The 19,502-nt window shown below is 63.9% G+C and carries 19 protein-coding genes and 1 pseudogene; 10 read left to right on the top strand and 10 right to left on the bottom strand.

Annotated features, from left to right (window positions below; genetic code table 11):
* Positions 1–11: 11 nt before the first annotated feature.
* On the bottom strand, positions 12–1,259 hold the full coding sequence (locus C266_RS24105; RefSeq protein WP_010805194.1) for an MFS transporter: 1,248 nt from the start codon (positions 1,257–1,259) through the stop codon (positions 12–14).
* A gap of 97 nt (positions 1,260–1,356) precedes the next feature.
* Here C266_RS24105 and C266_RS24100 point away from each other — a divergent pair, with 97 nt between their 5' ends.
* On the top strand, positions 1,357–2,337 hold the full coding sequence (locus tag C266_RS24100; protein ID WP_081636393.1) for a LysR family transcriptional regulator: 981 nt from the start codon (positions 1,357–1,359) through the stop codon (positions 2,335–2,337).
* Here the strand turns inward: C266_RS24100 and C266_RS24095 are convergent, their stop codons facing one another.
* Complete coding sequence (locus C266_RS24095) at positions 2,338–3,315, bottom strand: LysR family transcriptional regulator (protein ID WP_010805192.1); 978 nt, start codon at positions 3,313–3,315, stop codon at positions 2,338–2,340.
* A gap of 151 nt (positions 3,316–3,466) precedes the next feature.
* On the opposite strand from C266_RS24095, the gene C266_RS24090 reads away from it, so the two are divergent.
* The 3 genes from C266_RS24090 to mmsB all read left to right on the top strand — a co-directional run bounded on the left by C266_RS24090 (position 3,467) and on the right by mmsB (position 7,325).
* On the top strand, positions 3,467–4,705 hold the full coding sequence (locus tag C266_RS24090) for an ABC transporter substrate-binding protein (protein WP_010805191.1): 1,239 nt from the start codon (positions 3,467–3,469) through the stop codon (positions 4,703–4,705).
* Between the two features lie 158 nt (positions 4,706–4,863).
* Complete coding sequence (locus tag C266_RS24085) at positions 4,864–6,363, top strand: CoA-acylating methylmalonate-semialdehyde dehydrogenase (protein WP_010805190.1); 1,500 nt, start codon at positions 4,864–4,866, stop codon at positions 6,361–6,363.
* Between the two features lie 32 nt (positions 6,364–6,395).
* Complete coding sequence (mmsB, locus tag C266_RS24080; protein WP_010805189.1) at positions 6,396–7,325, top strand: 3-hydroxyisobutyrate dehydrogenase; 930 nt, start codon at positions 6,396–6,398, stop codon at positions 7,323–7,325.
* A 106-nt stretch (positions 7,326–7,431) separates the two neighbouring features.
* On the opposite strand, the gene C266_RS24075 is transcribed toward mmsB, so the two are convergent.
* Complete coding sequence (locus tag C266_RS24075; RefSeq protein WP_010805188.1) at positions 7,432–7,821, bottom strand: hypothetical protein; 390 nt, start codon at positions 7,819–7,821, stop codon at positions 7,432–7,434.
* Between the two features lie 234 nt (positions 7,822–8,055).
* On the opposite strand from C266_RS24075, the gene C266_RS24070 reads away from it, so the two are divergent.
* The 4 genes from C266_RS24070 to C266_RS24055 all read left to right on the top strand — a co-directional run bounded on the left by C266_RS24070 (position 8,056) and on the right by C266_RS24055 (position 10,957).
* Complete coding sequence (locus C266_RS24070; RefSeq protein WP_010805187.1) at positions 8,056–8,967, top strand: bestrophin family protein; 912 nt, start codon at positions 8,056–8,058, stop codon at positions 8,965–8,967.
* A 54-nt stretch (positions 8,968–9,021) separates the two neighbouring features.
* Entirely contained in the window at positions 9,022–9,378 is a 357-nt protein-coding gene (locus tag C266_RS24065; protein ID WP_010805186.1) for a helix-turn-helix transcriptional regulator, read from the top strand.
* The gene (locus C266_RS24060; RefSeq protein ID WP_010805185.1) at positions 9,362–10,312 is read left to right on the top strand and encodes an SRPBCC family protein; all 951 of its coding nucleotides are present in this window, start codon (positions 9,362–9,364) and stop codon (positions 10,310–10,312) included. Before C266_RS24065 ends, C266_RS24060 begins: the two co-directional genes overlap by 17 nt.
* Positions 10,313–10,549: 237 nt before the next feature.
* Positions 10,550–10,957, top strand: a complete 408-nt coding sequence (locus tag C266_RS24055) for a DUF4148 domain-containing protein (RefSeq protein WP_010805184.1) — start codon at positions 10,550–10,552, stop codon at positions 10,955–10,957.
* Between the two features lie 90 nt (positions 10,958–11,047).
* On the opposite strand, the gene C266_RS24050 is transcribed toward C266_RS24055, so the two are convergent.
* Entirely contained in the window at positions 11,048–11,950 is a 903-nt protein-coding gene (locus tag C266_RS24050) for a hypothetical protein (RefSeq protein ID WP_010805183.1), read from the bottom strand.
* A 452-nt stretch (positions 11,951–12,402) separates the two neighbouring features.
* On the opposite strand from C266_RS24050, the gene C266_RS24045 reads away from it, so the two are divergent.
* Positions 12,403–12,846 (top strand): hypothetical protein, encoded by a 444-nt coding sequence (locus C266_RS24045; RefSeq protein WP_010805182.1) that lies wholly within the window; start codon positions 12,403–12,405, stop codon positions 12,844–12,846.
* 44 nt (positions 12,847–12,890) lie between these two features.
* On the opposite strand, the gene kefC is transcribed toward C266_RS24045, so the two are convergent.
* A complete protein-coding gene (gene kefC / locus C266_RS24040) occupies positions 12,891–14,813 on the bottom strand; it encodes a glutathione-regulated potassium-efflux system protein KefC (protein ID WP_010805181.1) in 1,923 nt (640 codons plus the stop codon).
* The gene (locus C266_RS24035) at positions 14,813–15,550 is read right to left on the bottom strand and encodes an NAD(P)H-dependent oxidoreductase (protein ID WP_036664309.1); all 738 of its coding nucleotides are present in this window, start codon (positions 15,548–15,550) and stop codon (positions 14,813–14,815) included. The genes kefC and C266_RS24035 overlap by 1 nt, the downstream gene beginning before the upstream one ends.
* A 199-nt stretch (positions 15,551–15,749) precedes the next feature.
* On the opposite strand from C266_RS24035, the gene C266_RS24030 reads away from it, so the two are divergent.
* Positions 15,750–16,082: a hypothetical protein gene (locus C266_RS24030; protein WP_010805179.1), complete on the top strand. Its 333-nt coding sequence runs from the start codon at positions 15,750–15,752 to the stop codon at positions 16,080–16,082.
* Positions 16,083–16,145: 63 nt separating this feature from the next.
* Here C266_RS24030 and C266_RS24025 read toward each other — a convergent pair whose 3' ends face one another.
* The 4 genes and pseudogenes from C266_RS24025 to C266_RS24010 all read right to left on the bottom strand — a co-directional run bounded on the left by C266_RS24025 (position 16,146) and on the right by C266_RS24010 (position 19,361).
* Positions 16,146–16,604: a cupin domain-containing protein gene (locus C266_RS24025; protein ID WP_010805178.1), complete on the bottom strand. Its 459-nt coding sequence runs from the start codon at positions 16,602–16,604 to the stop codon at positions 16,146–16,148.
* Between the two features lie 274 nt (positions 16,605–16,878).
* A pseudogene (locus C266_RS27085) lies at positions 16,879–17,136 on the bottom strand (hypothetical protein); the annotation flags it as partial.
* Positions 17,137–17,143: 7 nt separating this feature from the next.
* Positions 17,144–17,845, bottom strand: a complete 702-nt coding sequence (locus C266_RS24015) for an SH3 domain-containing protein (protein ID WP_010805176.1) — start codon at positions 17,843–17,845, stop codon at positions 17,144–17,146.
* A gap of 409 nt (positions 17,846–18,254) precedes the next feature.
* Positions 18,255–19,361 carry an S-(hydroxymethyl)glutathione dehydrogenase/class III alcohol dehydrogenase gene (locus tag C266_RS24010; RefSeq protein WP_010805175.1) on the bottom strand — a complete coding sequence of 369 codons (1,107 nt, stop codon included), beginning with the start codon at positions 19,359–19,361 and terminating at the stop codon, positions 18,255–18,257.
* Positions 19,362–19,502 lie beyond the last annotated feature (141 nt).

Below are 19,502 nucleotides of genomic sequence, written 5' to 3'. Positions count from 1 at the left end.
GTCGATGTGTGTCAGTGAGCCGAGACTGTGCCCGGCCACATCCGCACCACGAGTGCTCCGATGGCGGCAAGCGTGGCGAGCGATGCAACGCCCGTCCAACCCCAGTGCGCCAGTGCCTGAGCGCCGAGCGCTGCGCCTATCGACATGCCGATGAACACGCCGACGAAGAGCACCGCGTTCAGACGGCTGCGGGCGGCGGGCTCGATGCCGTACACGATGGTCTGATGCGATACGAGCGCCACCTGCACCCCCAGATCGAAACCGATGGCGGCCAGGCCGATCAACCACAACTGAGCGTGCGCGCCGAGCATGGGGGCGAGCAGCATCGCTGCAAACGAGACGGCCACCAGACCCGCACCGAGACGCGTCACGATCTGCGGCCCGCGACGATCGGCAATACGCCCGGCCAACGGCGCACCAAGTGCACCGGCGGCACCTGCCAGACCGAAGGCGCCCGCCGCAGCAGCCCCCAGATGGAACGGCGCTTCGTGAAGCATCACCGCCAGCGTCGACCAGAAGGCACTGAACCCGACCGACAGCAAGCCCTGCGCCACAGCGGCACGGCGCAACGCCGGATGACGCCGCCACAGGCTGGCCACCGAGCCGATTAACTGGCGATAAGTCATCTGCGTCGTCGGATGGAACGACGGCAGACCGCGCCATGCCACGACACCAAAGCCGGCCACGCTGATGGCGGCGACGACGTACATCGCGCGCCAGCCGAAGTTCTGCGCGACGAAACCCGACACGACCCGCGAGAGCAGAATGCCCAGCAACAACCCGGTCATCACCGTGCCGACCACCCGGCCCCGGATCGATTCGGGAGCGAGCGCGGCCGCCGCAGGCACGATGTCTTGCGCCATCGTCGCCGTCAGGCCGATGGCCAGACTCGCGGCGAGCAGCGTGCCGATGCCCGGCGCGAAGGCAGCCAGCAGCAGCGCGAGCGTGAGAATCGCGCCCTTGACCAGCACGATACGACGCCGATCGATGATGTCGCCAAGCGGCACCAGCAGCAGAATGCCAAGCGCGTAGCCAAGCTGGGTGAGCGTGGGCACCCAGCCGACGGTCGTGTTGGCCGCGTGGATGTCGTCGGTCATGATGCCGAGCATCGGCTGAGCGTAGTACAGCGAGGCAACCGTCAGGCCGGTGCCGGTGGCCAGTAACAGGATCAGCCGGGCGGACAATTCGGGCTGAGGCCGGACAGCGGCCTGAGCCGTGCCGTTCTGGCCGGCCACATCACTTGTTTGAGCGGAACTCATCAGGGGGACTCCGGTAGCAAAAGTATGGGCGTAGTGTCCCGCTTGGTGCGGTGCAGCGGTAGGCCTATAATCCGTACAACATTTATACGTGATGCGTATGACAGAGCCCCTCGAACCCCCGTCCGCTACGACCGACTCTGCCGCCAGCCGGGGCGGAGGCGCCGACCGCGTCGAGTTGATGCAGACGTTTGTGCGCATCGTCGAGGCCGGCAGTCTGTCGGCGGCGGCAGTGCGGCTCGGCACCACGCAGCCGACCGTCAGCCGGCGTTTGCAGATGCTTGAGCGTTCGCTGGGGCTCCGACTGCTCCAGCGGTCGACGCACCGCATGAAGCTCACCGAAGACGGCGAGCGCTGCTTCGCGCGAGCGAAGGAGTTGGTCACGAGCTGGGAGGCGTTCGAAGCCGATCTGCGCGGCACGGGCGACGACCCGGAGGGCACCTTGCGCGTGCTCGTCCCGCACGCGTTTGGTCAGGAAATGATGGTTGGGCCGCTTGCTGACTTTCTCGAGCGCTATGTCGGGGTCAAGGTGCACTGGTTCCTGCGCGACGATGAGCCCGATTTCATTGCGGAAGGGCTCGACTGCGCGATCCACGTGGGGGAACTGCGAGACCCGTCGAATGTGGCGATCACGTTGACCGACGTGCCGCGAATCGTCGTGGCGTCACCCGAATTGCTGGCGGGGCGCCCGCTCCCTGCGCACCCGTCGGATCTGGCGTCGTTGCCATGGCTTTCGCTCTCGACGTTCTATCGCAACGAGATCACGCTCACGCATGAGACAACCCGCGAGGCGGCCCGCGTCGCATTCGACCCGCGCATGAGTACGGACAATCTCTATGCGTTGCGCAGTGCCGCAATACGCGGGCTCGGGGTGGGGATCTGCTCCGCATGGGTGATGGCCGAGGACGTGGCGCAGGGGCGTCTGATCCAGCTTGTGCCGCAATGGCGCTCGACGCCGTTGCCGATGTACATCATCTATCCGTATGCGAAGTACTACCCGGCACGTCTGCGCCGCTTCATCGAAGTGATGCGCTGCGCCATTCCCCCCGTGATCGACGCCGAACAGCGCAAGGTTCGTTGATCAGATCAAGTGCAACTGCCCGGTCGTGCCTTGCAACAGGGCGTCGTTGCGGTGTGCGGCGTCGCGCAGATAGTCCCACAGCACCGTAATGCGCTTTAGCGTGCGCAATTCCTCGTGGCAGTAGATCCAGAAGCTGCGTGTGACCGCCACGTCGTCGACGAGCAACGGCACCAGCCGGGCGTCCTGCGCCGCCATGAAGCAAGGCAGGATCGCCAGTGCCTCGCCCTGCAACGCGGCCTGATATTGCGCAATGACGCTCGTGCTGCGCAGCACGACGTGGCACCCCGGCACGACGTCTTCCAGATAGCGCAACTCGTTGCTGAAGCTGAGTTCGTCGACATAGCTGATGAACCGGCGTCCGCTCAGATCCGCGAACGTCGTGACCTCGCCGTATCGCTTGAGATAGCCGGGCGTCGCGTACAACTGCAAGCGGTAGTCGCACAGCTTGCTGCACACATACGGGCCGCGTTGCGGACGTTCGATGGTGATCGCCAGATCGGCTTCGCGTTTCGAGAGACTCACGAAGCGAGGCACCGGTAACACGTCGAAGTCGATGGCGGGATATTCGCGCTGGAAGCGTGAGAGCACGGGCGTGACGAAATACGTGCCGAACGCTTCCGTCGACCCGATGCGGACATGGCCCGAGAGCGTTTGTCCCAAACCCGCGACTTGCTCGCAGGCCGATTGCACCGCCGTCTCCATCTGCTCAGCGTGAACGAGGAGTTGCTGACCTTCCGGCGTCAGAGCGAAGCCCGCGTTGCGAGATTTGTCGAACAACAACGTGCCGAGCGACTGCTCCAGCGCCCGGACACGCCGCGACACCGTGGTGTGATCGACCCCCAGACGCTGCGCCGCAGCACTCACCCGCTGCGTGCGCGCCACCTCCAGAAAGTACCGAAGATCGTCCCAGTCGGGACGTGGCTCCGCGCTCGAAACGCCGACGATACCCGACTGCCGTGCCGTTAAGGTGCGTGCCATCGCTCGATCTCCTATGTGTATTTATGCACAAAGTAGATGCAGATTTTCGCTATGTAAAGCAAATTCGCACAAATACAATTTATGAGCGCCGCGCATAGACGACGGCGACGAAAGCATAAGAGACCTGAAGGGATCTGAAGGAGACAAAGCGATGAAGATGAAGCCGTGGCTGCTCGCGCTGGGACTTGGCGCGGGCTTGGGGTTGACGTCGGTATCGGGGATGGCGGAGTTGCCGAACCGTCCGGTGAGGGTGGGTGTGCTGACCGACATGTCGGGCACCTATTCCGCGATGGGGGGCGGCGGGTCGGTCGTGGCGGCGCAGATGGCCATTGACGATTGTCTGGCGGCCGAATGCAAGGGCATGAAGATCGATCTGGTCTCGGCCGACAACCAGAACAAGGCCGATGTTGCCGCCAACAAGGCGCGCGAGTGGTTCGACCGTGACAACGTCGACGCGATTGCCGATCTGACGAACTCGGCCGCCGCGCTCGCCGTACAGAAACTCGCGATGGACAAGCAGCGCGTCGCGCTGTTCTCAGGCCCGGCGACCACGCGTCTGACGAACGAAGACTGCTCGCCCACGGGCTTTCACTGGATGTTCGACACCTACTCCCAGTCGGCGGCAACCGCGCGCGCCGTGGTCGGCGACGGCGGCAAGTCGTGGTATTTCATCACCGTCGACTATGCGTTCGGGCACTCGCTGGAGAAGGACGCCGCCGATATCGTGAAGACGCTCGGCGGCACCGTGATGGGCCAGTCGCGGCATCCGCTCAATGCCTCCGACTATGCGTCGTTCCTGTTGCAGGCGCAAAGCTCGAAGGCACAGGTCGTGGCGCTCGCCAACGGTGGCCAGGACACGGTCAATGTGCTCAAGCAGGCGCGTGAATTCGGCATCGTGCAACGCGGGCAGAAGCTCGCGGCGCTGCTGGTGTTCCTCTCGGACGTTCATGCGCTGGGTCTGAACACGGCACAGGGCCTGTTGTTTACCGACGGCTTCTACTGGGACTTCGACGACGCGTCGCGCGTTTGGTCGGCCCGCTTCCAGAAAAAATACAAGGATCTGAAGCCGACGATGGTGCAGGCGGGCGTGTATTCGAGCGTGCTGCACTACCTGCGTGCGGTGGCGGCGACGAAGAGCGTGGAGGCGAAGGTGGTCGCGCAGAAAATGCGCGAGATGCCGATCCGGGACCCGATCATGCACAACGCGTCCATTCGTCCGGACGGCCGCGTGATTCACGACATGTACCTGTTCCGTGTGAAGTCGCCCGCCGAGTCGAAAGGCCCGTGGGACTACTACACCAAGGTTGCCACCGTGCCCGCGACCGAAGCCTTCCAACCGTTGTCGAAATCGACCTGTTCACTCGTAAAGGCGAACACCGCAGCGAAGTGAGCGCCGGCTGATCGCCATGGCGCAGTCCTGGCCCCGATTGCCTATCTTGTAATTGCCGGCGGCGCTGCGTGCCCACTTGCCGCAGCCCGCCATCGCCCGAACCCCGAAGTGGCGCAAGCCCCGAATTCTTGCATTCGTTTCGATCTGGAGAGCCTGTCATGTCCTTACCTACCCTTCCGCTGCTCATCGACGGCAAACGCGTCGAGTCGAAGACCTCGCAATGGCGCGACGTTGTGAACCCGGCCACACAGGAAGTTGTCGCCCGCGTGCCGTTTGCGACAACCGAAGAACTCAACGCGGCCGTGGCGTCGTCCAAGGCGGCTTACAAAAGCTGGCGCAATACGTCGCAAGCGAACCGCATGCGCGTGATGCTGCGCTTTCAGCAACTGCTGCGCGATCACACGGGCGAACTCGCCGGACTGATCACACGCGAGCACGGCAAGACGCTGCCCGACGCCGAGGGCGAAGTGGGGCGCGGCCTCGAAGTCGTCGAACACGCATGCGCCATTGCGTCGCTGCAATTGGGCGAGTACGCACAGAATGCCGCCGGTGGCGTCGACGTCTACACGCTGATCGAACCGCTGGGCGTATGCGCGGGTATCACCGCTTTCAACTTCCCCGTGATGCTGCCGTGTTTCATGTTTCCGCTCGCGGTGGCAACGGGCAACACGTTCGTGCTCAAGCCGTCGGAGCAAGACCCGAGCGCATCGCTGCGTCTGGCCGAACTGGCGCTGGAAGCCGGTCTGCCGCCGGGAGTGCTTAACGTCGTGCATGGCGGCCCGGACATTGCCAACGCCATTTGCGATCACCCGGATATCAAGGCCATATCGTTCATCGGTTCGACGCACGTCGGCACGCATATCTATCGTCGCGCTTCGGATGCGGGCAAGCGTTGTCAGGCGATGATGGGCGCGAAGAACCACTGCGTGATCCTGCCCGACGCGGATCGCGAGCAGGCCATCAATCATTTGCTGGGGGCAGCGTTCGGCGCGGCGGGCCAGCGTTGCATGGCAACGTCTGTCGCGGTGCTCGTGGGCGAGGCGCGCGAGTGGGTGCCCGAGTTGGTGGAGCGCGCACGTGCGCTCAAGGTGGGCCCGGGTACCGATCGCCACGCGGATCTCGGCCCGGTGGTGTCGAAGCCGGCCCGTGCCCGCATCGAGAAACTCATCGGCGCCGGTGTGGAAGAGGGCGCGAAGCTGCTGCTCGACGGTCGCGGTCACTCGGTCAAGGAAGCACCGGAAGGCAATTTCGTCGGTCCGACCATTTTCGATGGCGTGACGGCCGACATGTCGATTTACCGCGACGAGATTTTCGGACCGGTGCTGTGCATGACAGGGGTCGATACGCTCGATGAAGCGATTGCCTTTGTCAACGCGAACCCGAACGGCAACGGTGTGGCGCTGTTCACGCAGGACGGCGGCGCGGCGCGTCAGTTCCAGAACGAGATCGATGTCGGTCAGGTCGGGATCAACCTGCCGATTCCGGTGCCGGTCGCCTGGTTCAGCTTCACCGGCTCGCGCGGCTCGAAGCTCGGCGATCTGGGGCCGAACGGCAAGCAAGCCATTCTGTTCTGGACGCAGACCAAGACCGTGACGGCGCGCTGGCAAGCGCGTGGTACCGGCCCGTCGGGCGTGAACACGACGATCACACTCAAGTAACACGCCTTTCCTACGGATTTCGGAGACAGACGATGGCTACGGAAACTCAATCAGGAACGTTGCGCGTCGCGTTCATCGGCCTCGGCAATATGGGCGGCCCGATGGCGGCCAATCTGGTCAAGGCGGGGCATGCGGTGTGCGGCTTCGATTTGTCCGGTGGGGCAGTGGCGCGGCTGGCGGCGGCCGGTGGCCGCGCCGCGACGTCGATTGCCGATGCCGTGCGCGACGCGCAGGTGGTTATCACGATGCTGCCCGCCGGTGAGCATGTGCTCGCGGCATACGACGGCCCGCAAGGGGTACTCGCGAATGCTGCGTCGGACGCCGTGCTGATCGACAGCAGCACGGTGCCGCCGGAGATTCCCCGTCAGTTGGCCAAACTCGCCCGCCCGGGCACGCTGCTGCTCGATGCGCCGGTTTCCGGCGGCACGGCGGGCGCGGCGGCCGGCACGCTCACCTTCATGGTGGGCGGCGACGCGGCGCTCGTCGAGCGCATGCGGCCGCTGCTCGGCAACATGGGACGTGCCATCCATCATGGCGGCCCGCTTGGCGCCGGGCAGACGCTCAAGCTTTGCAACAACATGCTGCTGGGCATCCTGATGGCCGGCACAAGCGAGGCGTTGCGTCTGGGCATCGCCAATGGGCTCGATCCGAAGGTGCTCTCGGCGGTCATGCAGCAAAGCTCCGGACGCAACTGGACACTGGAGGTCTACAACCCGTGTCCGGGCGTGATGGAGAACGCGGCGTCGTCACGCGGATACACGGGGGGGTTTGCGACCGATCTGATGGCGAAGGACTTGCGCCTGGCCCACGGAGCGGCCGAAGCCAGCGACGTGGCGACGCCGCTTGGCGATCTGGCTCGCCGCATCTTCGAGGTGCATCGGGCCAACGGCCATGGGGCGCTCGACTTCTCGAGCATCTTCCAGGATCCGGTGACGCTGGCCCAGGCGCTGGATGTGAAGTAGTTCCCGTCCGGCGAGACGGACAAACGCCCGTCGGCTTTGCGGCCGGCGGGCGTTCTCTTTTGCGGAGGTTCGTCGCCGAGCGCCTACGAGGCGGCGCGTCGTCACGTCAACCGGCGATCAGACGGTGCAACTGGTCGAGTTCCTGATTGAGCACACGTTGCTCGTCGCCCGACAGGCCGCTTCCGTGTTGCGCTGCCATGTCGCGGGTTTCCTGCGCAATGGCGTCCAGACGGCGGTGTAATTCATAACCGCGCGGTGGCGGGTAATAGCCCAGATTCACATGATTGTCGATATCGCGCGATTCGTTGCCGATGCGGCGGTCGATCTGCTCGCGACGTTGGATGGCCACGGTATGCGGATCGGGCTCCACGATGACACGCGCAGCGGGGGCTGGCCGTGGCGGTTCTACCACACAGCCCGACAAACTGCCGATGACGCCCGCGAGTCCGGCGAGCAACGCGATGGCGGCCAGTCCGCGAGTCTTGCGGGGCGCCATCGCGGATGGAATGCGAGAAGTGGGGTGCGCGACGTTCATGATCGTTGTTTTGGCCCTTAGCCCTTATCTACGCCAAGACGGCGTATTGGCATTCTCACTATCCCTGCGAGCGCCGGATAGCGATGTTGCAATCGGTTGCAACCATTTCAAACCCATCAATATGGGCGTATCATCCCGCCGCAGCGGCTTCCCCCCACAGCCTGCCTTTCCGCGCTTGCGAGCGCCTTTGTTGCCATGATCGTTCGACCCAATCTGCACTGGCTGCGCATGCTTTTCGTCGTGCGCGGCTCGATCTTGCCCAAGATCGCTCCGCAGCTCATTTTCACCACGATCATTTCGATAGTTGTCACACTCGCCCATGGGCGCATCTTCGAATGGAAGATCCCGCTCACGTTTATCCCGTTCTCGCTGATCGGCATAACGCTCGCGATCTTTCTCGGTTTTCGCAACACCACGAGCTACGCCCGCTACTGGGAAGCCCGCATGCTCTGGGGCAGCGTACTCAACGAAACGCGTGCATTGGCCCGTCAGTCGATGACGTTGGTGTCCGATGCCTCGGATTCGCCACGCTTCGTCTCTTATCTCATCGCTTTCGTGCACAGCATGCGCCATCAGTTGCGCGGCACCGACCCCCACGCCGACTTCGAACGGCTGCTCGGCAAGGAAGAGGTGGCGTGCCTCGCGCGTAAGCAGTTCAAGCCGATCACGATCCTGCTCATGGCGGGGGAATGGCTGCGGGAGCGCCGCGTGCGCGGGCAGATCGACGCACCGCTCGCGCAGGTCATGGAAATGCATCTGGATCGTCTGGGCGATGCCATCGGCGGCTGCGAGCGGATCGCCACTACACCGATTCCGTTCACCTACGGCGTGATCCTGCACCGCGTGACCTATCTCTACAGCCTGTTGCTGCCGTTCGGGCTGGTCGACTCCATCGGCCCGATGACCCCGGTGATCGTGGCTTTCATCTCGTACACTTTCTTCGCGCTCGAAGCGGTCAGCGCTGAAATCGAAGAGCCGTTCGGGCTCGAGCCGAACGACCTCGCGCTCGACGCCATGTCCGAGACGATCGAGCAGTCGCTGAGCGAAATCCTTCACCGCCAGCACACGGCCCGCGTGCGCGCGCGCGATCACCACATCATCACTTGACGCGTCGATACTAAAGTTCTTGCTTTAGTTTTTTTGACGTCTATACTCAAGCACATGCTTGACCATGACAACGCCCTCGATCTGACTTTTCAGGCACTGGCCGATGCGTCGCGCCGCGCAATGCTTGCGCGGCTGGCGCAGGGGCCGGCGTCGGTCAGTGCGCTCGCGCAGCCGCTGGCGATGTCGTTGCAGGCGGTCATGCAGCACCTGACCGTGCTCGAAAGCGCGGGGCTGGTGCGAACGGAGAAGGCCGGCCGTGTGCGCACGTGCCGGATCGAACCCCAGGCGCTGAGTCTTGCCGAGCGATGGATCAACCAGCGCCGTCATGAGTGGGAAGGTCATCTCGACCGTTTGGGCGAGTATCTGGCCAGCCTGCCCCCCGAAGGAGCATTTCATGAGGACAGCAAGTGAAGCCGCAGCGTCTGCGGCGCAGCCGCGCCCGCTGACGGTTGGCCGGACATATGCCACCACGCGGGAAACGGTATTTCGCGCCTGGACAACCACCGAGGCGGTGAAGCGCTGGTTTTGCCCGGCTGGCTACACCGTACCCGAAGCCAGGATCGACGCCCAAGTGGGCGGTGCTTTCGAACTGATGATGCAGTCGCCCGAAGGTGACGCGCACTGGATTCGCGGGCGCTTCGTCGAGATCGACGCCCCCGGACGTCTCGTGATCGACATGGAAGTGACCGACGCCAAGGGGGTGGCGCTGTTCGGCGCGCTCACGACGGCGTCCTTCACGGACGTAGCGCAAGGCACGCGGCTGGACGTCGAGCAACGCTACACCGTTCACGATCCCGCCTATGCCTGGATGCCCGAAGGCGCCAGCGCTGGCTGGGCACAGACGTTGGACAAGCTCGGTCGCGAGGTTATGCGCGAGGTCGGGGCGCCAGCGCAACGTAGCGTCGTGCATGCGACCTTTCGCATCGAGCGTCAGTATCCCGCATCTCCCGCACGGGTCTTCCGTGCACTGACCGACCGCGAAGCCAAGGACCGTTGGTTCGCCCGCAGCGACGGTCTCACGGTGCTGGAGCGATCGATGGATGCCCGGCCCGGTGGTCGCGAGCGCGTGAGCGGGCGGTGGGCCGGGGGCATGGTGTCGACGTTCGACGCCACGTATTTCGATGTCGTGCCCGATACGCGGCTTGTCTATGCCTACGAAATGCACCTCGATACCCGCAAGATCTCCGTATCGCTCGCGACGGTCGATCTACGCGCGCACGACGGCGGCACGCTTCTCGTCATGACCGAACAAGGCGCATTTCTGGACGGCTACGACGACGCGGGTTCGCGCGAGCGCGGCACCCGGCTTCTGCTCGACGCCCTTGGCGCGTCGCTCACGGACTGAGCCGTCCCGCCTCCGTTTCTTTCTTCTGTCACGCCGCTTTTTCCCTCAGTGAAACGGGGGAGAAGCGGCGTTTGTCATGATCGAATGCACCGGTCTGGTGCGATCGATTCCCGTCGAACGACGCAATAGTTCCTCGACAAATATCGCGTTTTTCATCGGGGCGGCGAGTTCTAGACTTCCTTACATCGACGGCGCAATGCAAAACAAAGTCGTCGCAACTAGACAGGAGTTAAGAAAATGAACACCAAGAACATCGCAATCGCCCTTATCGCCGCCGTGGCTTCGCTCGGTGCCGTTGCCAGCAACGCAGCAGAAAATGGCAACAACTATCCTCAAGTCGCCTCGCAAGGTCAGCCGCTCACGCGTGCCGACGTGCTGGCCGATCTGGCTCAAGCCCGCGCACAAGGCGTGATCCCGCACGGCGACGCCGATTATCCGGTGTATGTCGCTTCGGGTCCGGCCATGAGCCGCACGGAAGTGAAGGCCCAACTGGCTCAGGCGCGTGCTGAAGGCCTTATGGCCCAAAACGACATCGATTACCCGGTCGTCGCCTCGCAAGGCTCGAGCATGTCGCGCACCGACGTGAAGCAGGAACTGGCCCGTGCCCGCGCCGCCGGCGAGTTGAACGTCAGCCAAGGCAGCTAAGCGTTCGCTGGCTGTCGCAGCAAAATCAAAAGCCGTCCCGAGTGAGAAACTCGGGACGGCTTTTTTTCATCGGTACGACAGACGTGCCGCTCAGGACTTCATGAAGCGAAGCGCAATCCGGGCGAGCTTCGGCACGAAGGTCGGGCGCAACAGGCGCTTGTCGTAGCCATCCATGCGTCTTGCATCTTCCTCCAGGCACAGAACAATCAGGTCGCGGGGCTTGAGCGACTCGCCGATGTCGGCAGTGCCGGTCGCCGGAAAGTTGGCGTCACGGGCCACACCGTCGGTATCGATGCCGCGTGCGATCGCCATGCGATCCCAGATCAAGGTGACCCAGACGGCTGCCACGCGCGCGTAGAACCACGGCCGCTTCCAGACAGGCAGACTGCGCCGGTGCCACGCCACCCAGTTCGCAAAGAACAGGATGTGCCGGGCTTCTTCCTGAATGACGGGCTCGAACGTCTCGACGAGGGCTTCGGGGAAGTAGCCGGAGCGCTGGGCCGAACGGAACAGGCCGAAGGCGACGAAGCTGTCGATGCACTCGCTGAAGCCCGTTTTCATCCATGCCCATTCAGCGTCCTTGGGCGGCGGGTAGGGCGGTTCGGGAGCGAGTTCGATGCCGTACGCTTCGACCAGCTTGGAGAGCACAACCTTGTGGCGTGCCTCTTCCTCGCCGTCCATGACGAGCGCCTCGCGCAGCAGCGGGTCCTGAATCGTCGCGGCGTACGTCGCCACGCGAATCGACGCGCGGCCTTCGGTCTGTACGGCAATGTCCCAGATAGGCAGGGCGGTCAGGCGTTTGAGTGCGTCGGGTGGCAGCGTCGGCCAGTCGATGACCGAGGGCTTGTAAGGGTTGTGGGACTCGAGCAGCATGCGGCAGAACATGCGTTTATGGGAGTCCGAACCAATTGGCACGGTGCCATCGACATCGTATTGCCAATGGCGCATGACGTGGTCGGCTTGCGCGACGGCAACCGCTAGCGTGTCGGACATCTGGTCGGGATATCGCATGGAATATGAGTCTTATCTGCGTCGGCAAAAATCATACCATCAAGCGATCGCCGGCCGCTGTACAGAATGCTCCGGCAATCGCGTCTGGCACGCGCCGGAACACAGACATCCCGGCGACGAAAATCACGCATGAAAACAGTCGCGCCGTCGCGCAATGACCCAGGATGCAGGCCGGCGATCTTTTCCATTGGATTGCTATGCGTTGTCGTCAAGCGCTCCCGGCAAGGACATGACGTAACACTATGTAACGCAGAAGCGGTAGAACATGTGGCACGCGCGCGTAACGGCGCTTCGCGTGCGGTGGTGAAATATTTGGTAATCGTTGCTGCGCGTGCAACGCAAGTATTCGTAGAACATCGTATATTGGCGACTCACAGGTGCTTACACTATGAAGTCCGCTGTGATTGTCTCGCAGCTTTTTTATTGGAGTCGTCATGACGCTGACCCTTGAGCAACTCTTTCCGCAGCATCGTCCCGAAGGTGACTCTGTGGCTACGGCGCTCGACAGCCACGCTGTCGTACAGGCGCTGTCGCTGGCCTGTGCCGAGCATCCGCTCGTGTTGCTGCGCATGATATACCCGGCCACCGACGCGAACACGCACCGCAGCCGCGACGAACTCGCGGAGGTGCTGCACCGCCATGGGCTGCATCAGGTCGCGGGGTTGATCGAAGCGGAGTCGCCGTATCTGATGTTCACGTCGGCCCAGCATGCGCACCTCACACTCTCGGAAATCTTCCGCTACTCGGCGTCCATCACCGTGAATCTCTACTATCGCGGGTTGACCGGGCTCGACGCCGAAGCGCGTCTGCGTGCCGACGCGGCGGCGCCGGCCGATGGGCATTTCCGCCCGTTCGACGGTTTCGCCCGCACCGTGTAACCGCGTTGGCGAAACACCCCGGCGAGCGGCGCCGGGCCTAAGGTTCAGGCCCGGCTGTCGTCCGTGGGGGATTGGCTGCCGGACGGTGAGGGCTTTGAGGTTGGCGAGGCGGGCGGTGTTGGCGTCTTACCGGGCACACTCTCGCCATCCCAGCCGAACGTGACCTGATGCTGCGCGTGACGCTGTTCACGCTCGCGCATCATTTGTTCTTCGAACTGACGGCGGCCCTCCTTCGCTGCGGCAATCATCTTGTTGCGATCCTGATAGGCCGGGTACATCTCGTCGGCCAGTTGATGATTGGCGCGGCGGAACGCCATCGCGGCTTCGCGCGCTTCCGCCGCCGGCCAGCCTAGTTCCTCGAGCACCGAGCGCGCGCTGCGTAGCGACGACTCGAAGACCTCTCGCTCGATGTGCTTCACGCCACGATCGCGAAGCTGGAACAAGTGGCCGACGTTGCGCGCGCGTGCCACGACGGGAACGTCGGGGAAGTGCTCGCGCATCAGGTCGACGATCTCCAGCGACTGATCGACGTCATCGACCGCCACGACAACGGCACGCGCCTGTGCGACGCCCGCAATGCGCAGCAGATCGAGACGTGTGGCATCGCCATAAAACACGCGAAATCCGATTTGACGCAGGCTCTCGATGGTGTCGGGATCGTGATCGAGCACGGTCACTGACACGCCTTGCGGCACCAGCGTACGCCCGACGATCTGGCCGTAGCGTCCGAAGCCGCAAATCACGACGCTGGCCGACTGCGGCTCGGCAATCTCTTCCATGCGTGACGATCCTTTCAGGCTGTAACGCGGCAGCAGCCATTTTTCGATGGCCACGAGCAGCAACGGCGAGATCAGCATCGACAGCGCGACAGCACCGATCAGGAACGACGACACGGCCGGCGGCAACACCTGCGGCCCGGCCGACTGAAACACCACGAAGGCGAATTCTCCCCCTTGCGCGAGCAGCAGCGTGAAGATCGGCCGTTCCTGATAAGGCAGTTGCATCAGCCGCGACACGCCGTAGATCGCCAGCCCTTTCAGGGCCATGAAGCCGACGACCACGGCGATCATTCGCAGCGGTTGGGCGAGCAGCACGCCGAAGTCGATGCTCATGCCGACCGCGATGAAGAACAGCCCGAGCAGCAGCCCCTTGAACGGCTCGATGTCGGTTTCCAGCTCGCGACGGTATTCGCTCTCGGCGAGCAGCACGCCGGCGAGGAAAGCGCCGAGTGCCATCGACAGGCCGACCCATTGCATCAACGTGGCGATGGCCACGACCAGCAACAGCGACGCCGCCGTGAAAATCTCCGGCGTGCGGCTGTTGGCGATCCAGCGCAGCAGCGGGCGCAACGCGAGGCGGCCACCGAGGATGATCGCCGCGATCACGCCGACGATCTTCAGTGCTTCGAGGGCACGTGCCGAGCCCGTCATCACAGGGCTGTCGAAGGAATTCGCGAGCAGGGGCAGCAGCGCGAGGATCGGGATCGCGGCAACATCCTGAAACAGCAGGATCGAGAAGCCCGCCTGACCGCTCGGGGTACCGAGCAGATTGCGCTCCGCCATCACCTGCAGGGCGATGGCGGTGGAGGAGAGCGCGAGGCCGAGCGCCGCAACGAGGGCGATGCGCCACGGAGCGCCCAGCGCAATGCCCACCGCGAAGAGCAGTACGGCGCAGCCGAGGACCTGTGCCGACCCCCACCCGAAGATTGGCCGTCGCAGATTCCACAGACGTCGCGGTTCCAGTTCGAGGCCGACGAGGAACAGCATCAGCACCACGCCGAATTCGGCGAAGTGCAGCACGTCTTCCACTCGCGAGACGAGACCGAGGCCCCACGGACCGATGGCAATCCCGGCGGCGAGATAACCGATGATTGCGCCAAGCCCCAATGCACGGGACAGCGGCACGACGATGACAGCCGCCGCGAGGTAAATCAGACTGGCAAGCAGCCAGGCGGGCACGTGTTCCATCAGGCGGCCCTCCCTGCATTGGCGTTTACGGTGTCGTCGTGCGTGCCCGCGATGTCCGTCGCGCCACTCGGGCGATCTGCCGCCGGAATCTCCTGACACTCGGGGGCGTCTGCCATCGAGATCAGTTCCGGCCACTGCGGATACGTGGCTAAACGGCCTGCGAACTCGCTCACGTGAGCATCGAGCGCGGCATCGTCGCTGCGCCGTGCGCCGAAAAACACATGTGGCGGGAGGAATCGCATGCCGCACAGGCGTGCCGTCTGCTCGTAGGCAGGCAGAAATGTCGAGAAGTCGTGCTGGTTGTAGCCTTCTGGGCGATAGCTCGATGCAGGTCCGCCGGTGCTGGCCACGAGCCAGAGGTCCTTGTTCGCGAGCGCATGGCCGTCGTGGCCGTACGCCCAGCCCCAGGACAGCACGTCGTCGAGCCAGAGCTTTTGCAACGGCGGCATGCTGTACCAATAGATCGGATGGACCAGCACGATCAGGTCGGCGCGAGCGACGCGCTGTTGTTCGGCAGCCACATCGATGCTGAAGTCGGGATACGTCGAGTACAGATCGTTGATGTCGACACCTGCGATGCTGCGAGCGGCATCGAGCAGGCGGCGATTGACGCGCGAGTCGCGCCAGCGCGGATGTGCCACGATGACGTAGACGGCTCGCTCCGGTACACCGGTGCGAGACGCGTCGGCGGTGTCACGGGAAGCACTTGAGAGACGGGAGGATGCAGGGGCAGTCATGCGGGTGAGGATACCGCATTCATACGACGCCAGGCATCGCGCGCGTGGCGCGTGCGGATGCCGTCGCCGGCTAAAGACAACGGTGGCGAAAGCCGTTAAGTGTGGATATGCTCAATGCATCATTGAGCCTTCGATTGCCGCGATGCGCCGCTGGGGTGTGTCGTGGTCAAAAGGACAAATAACAAGAACCTTCGCGCCGGTGCAGCTTCAACGCTCGTGCCTGCGCCATACCGATATGTCGCCGCAAGCCTTTCGTACTACCGTCAATCTGATCTATCACGGCCGCAACGTTGCGCTCACGCTGTTGCTCGTCGCGTTGCTCTACAACCAGACGTTCTGGGTCTTCGCGAGTGCTGTCGCGGCGGCACTCTGTACGGGCGCGTTGCAAGAGGCGGCGCGCATGCCAAATGACGAGGATCTGCCACCGCGTCCGCTCGTCATTCAGGTGTTGCGGATTTCCGTGCCACTGCTGCTCACCATGTTCGCGATCGGCTACGGCGCGGTGTGGATCAATCGCAACTTCTTCGGCTGATCTTGCCCGAACGCAGCCGGACGGAGGCGGTTTCCCGGCCCGTCCGCCGCGCATGTCAGGCGCTCATTTAACGAACTGGATATCGGTCGGCGCCTGAGGCGGGAGCTTGACGGCCAGCACCTTGAACTCTCCACTGGTGTTTTGTGAACCCGCGTGCACCGTGCCGCGCGGAATCACGATCAGATCGCCCGGATGCACCTCGCGCTGCTGGTCGCCCAGCCAGAACGTGCCGCTGCCCGAAATCACATACTGAATTTCGTCGGTGTCCTGGTGGGTGTGGCGCGGCACGTTGCCGCTTTGTACCGCGATCGTGCCGTTGGGCGTGGCGACCAGGGTGCGCGTGCGCAGCGTGCCGACATTGGGTACGAGCTTGCCGATCCGCTCGTCGGTCATGGCGCCGACGTCGATGATCTGGGCGCTCAGGGCGGTGGCTTGCGCCATCGCGCCGGGCATCAGGTGGGAAGAGAGGAAGCCCGCAGCGAACGCGGCGGGTACGGCGGCCAGCAGGACATAGCGACGCATGTTCTATTTTCCTTTGCAGGGACGTGACGAAACGGCAGCAAGGGGAGCGACGGACGAACGACTTGCGTGATGCACAACGACATAACCCGCCGTCATGGCAGCGGAAGGCTCGCGGCATTTCGGTGAGTGCCGCGAGCCCTGTGACGGACTATACGCGCTCCCGCGCCATGGCGCGAGGCGGTACCGCCGGTGTGAGGCGGATCAGGAAGCCGTGCGCGGTACGTCGCCATGCTTGTGCAGCAGGGCGTTGCGACGGGCATACGTGCGATAGATCAATCACCAGAATCACGGTCGTCATGCCGAGAATCGTGCCCAGATCGACGAAGCCCGCGATCCAGTTCTGATCGGCGAATTGCAGTGCCAGCGACACCGGATGGTCGATGCCCGTGAATTGTGCGAAGGGCACGATCCCGATCTTGATCACCACCATCACATTGTTGATGCTGGCGGACTCACGCACGCCATACGACAGCACCCAGGTGACGAGCAGCATGATGACGACGGCCGGCAGGTTGATGAGCGTCGGGCGGCCGACGGCATCAGCGATTCGGCCCGCCGGGGCCACCCCCAGGCGGGTGGCCGCCGTGACCGCCACCGTGTCCTCCCCCATGCCCGCCGCCTGACGGACGCGGGCCGTGGCCCCCACCGCCACCCGGCGGGCGTGGGCCGGGACCGGCGCCATGGCTTGGCGGACGCGGCCCCGGACCATGACTTGCACCGTACCCGGGCGGGCGTGGGCCTGCACCGTGCCCCGGCGGACGCGAGCCCGGTCCCGGATAGTGTCCCGGCGGGCGTCCCGGTCCGCCCCAGGCGGGCGGGCGAGATCCGGGGGGCGGTCGATGCCAATAGCGCTGGTCGTGGTACCAGGGGCGATTGCGGTAATAGTTGCCCCAATATGTGCCGATAGAGAACGTCACGATCGGCAGCCCGATCATCGTGCCGTAGTTGAGCACAGGCACCGGGTTGCCCTGGTATGGATAGCTCAGCAGCGCCGCGTAGACCCAGCCGCGCGTGCCGGGCAGGCCCACGTCGCACCACGAGTAGTCGGACAGGCAGCCGTAGACGGTCACCGGCATGCCCGCGCCGGCTTGGGCAACGATCGGATAGGCGCTCGCAGGACCCGCGCGCACATTGGCGGGCGCATTGATCACCGCCTGCCCCGATTGCGCGGTCGCCGCGTCCGGCAGCATCACCAGCGTCGCCGCACCCGCGAGCACGAGCGGCAAAGTCCATTGGTTCATTTTCGTCTCCCTGTCATGACGATGCGGCGGGCCGGGCGAACCTTCCGCGCGAGCAGGCTGGCGCATCCCTGCCTGCATGCCCGTTCGACCGGTTGCGTCGGCAGTTGGTTTGCGCTCACATGTAACGAAACGAAACGGGGCGGCAATCTTCGCTTGCGTCAGGTGGCATTACCTAATGCGGGAGAGACGCCCGTTGGGATAGCGCAGGCACCACGATTACACGTCTGTCGCGAGTTGTTCGGTGCGCTGTTCGGTGCGCAGAAAGGGGGGAGGGAGGGCGTCGCGTGCCGGGACTGCAGGTGCCGTATCGGGGGCGAGCGGAACCAACGGTGGATGGGGGGCGAGTGCCCCGCAGGCGCTGCCAGCGGGGCCGTCGGGCGGCGCGAGCACGCCGCCGTGTGTCATGCGATCAGTACAGCACGACCGAGCGAATCGACTCGCCGCGCTTCATCAGATCGAAGCCTTCGTTGATCTGATCGAGGCGCAGCGTGTGCGTGATGAGATCGTCGATGTTGATCTTGCCTTCCATGTACCAGTCGACGATCTTCGGCACATCGGTGCGCCCGCGTGCGCCGCCAAATGCCGAACCCTTCCACTCGCGACCGGTCACCAGTTGGAACGGACGCGTGCTGATTTCCTGACCCGCTGCGGCCACGCCGATGATGAACGACTGGCCCCAGCCCTTGTGGCAGCACTCGAGCGCCTGACGCATGGTCGTCACGTTGCCGATGCACTCGAATGAATAATCGGCGCCGCCGTCGGTCAACTGCACGATGGTGTCGACGACGTTCTCGACTTCCTTCGGGTTGATGAAATGCGTCATGCCGAACTTCTTGGCGAGTTCGACACGGCCCGGGTTGATGTCGACACCGATGATCTTGTCGGCACCGACCATCTTCGCCCCCTGGATCACATTCAGGCCGATGCCGCCGAGACCGAACACCACCACATTGGCCCCTGCTTCGACCTTCGCCGAATAGACGACGGCGCCCACGCCGGTCGTCACACCGCAGCCGATGTAGCAAACCTTGTCGAAGGGGGCGTCGGAGCGCACCTTGGCGACCGCGATTTCCGGCACGACGATGTAGTTCGAGAACGTGGACGTGCCCATGTAGTGGAAGATGGGCTTGCCGTCGAGCGAGAAGCGCGACGTGGCGTCAGGCATCAGGCCGCGGCCTTGCGTGCTGCGGATCGCCTGACAGAGGTTGGTCTTGCGTGACAGGCAGAACTTGCACTGGCGGCATTCGGGCGTGTACAGCGGAATGACGTGATCGTCTTTCTTCAGCGTGGTCACGCCCGGGCCGACATCGACGATGACACCAGCCCCCTCGTGGCCGAGGATGGCGGGGAAGATGCCTTCCGGATCGGCGCCGGAGAGTGTGTAGTAGTCCGTATGGCAGATGCCGGTGGCCTTGACCTCGATCAGCACCTCACCGGCGCGCGGCCCTTCCAGATCGACTTCCTCGATGGTCAGGGGTTTGCCTGCCTCCCAGGCAATGGCAGCTTTGGTTTTCATGGCGATATTCCTCGTTGCAACGTCGTTCGGGGGAATCCCTTCGCGACGTACCTTACCGCTTTCTAAAGTCGCGCGCGAGTCTTGACACGCCATGTCGACGGAAAAAGCGGGGCCGGACACAAGAATTGCCGGTGTTTCGTC

The organism is Pandoraea sp. SD6-2 (genome assembly GCF_000389825.1).
In the GTDB taxonomy this organism is placed as follows: Bacteria; Pseudomonadota; Gammaproteobacteria; order Burkholderiales; family Burkholderiaceae; genus Pandoraea; species Pandoraea communis.
The sequence above is the reverse complement of the archived record's forward strand: the minus strand, read 5'-3'. Positions and strand labels throughout refer to the sequence as shown.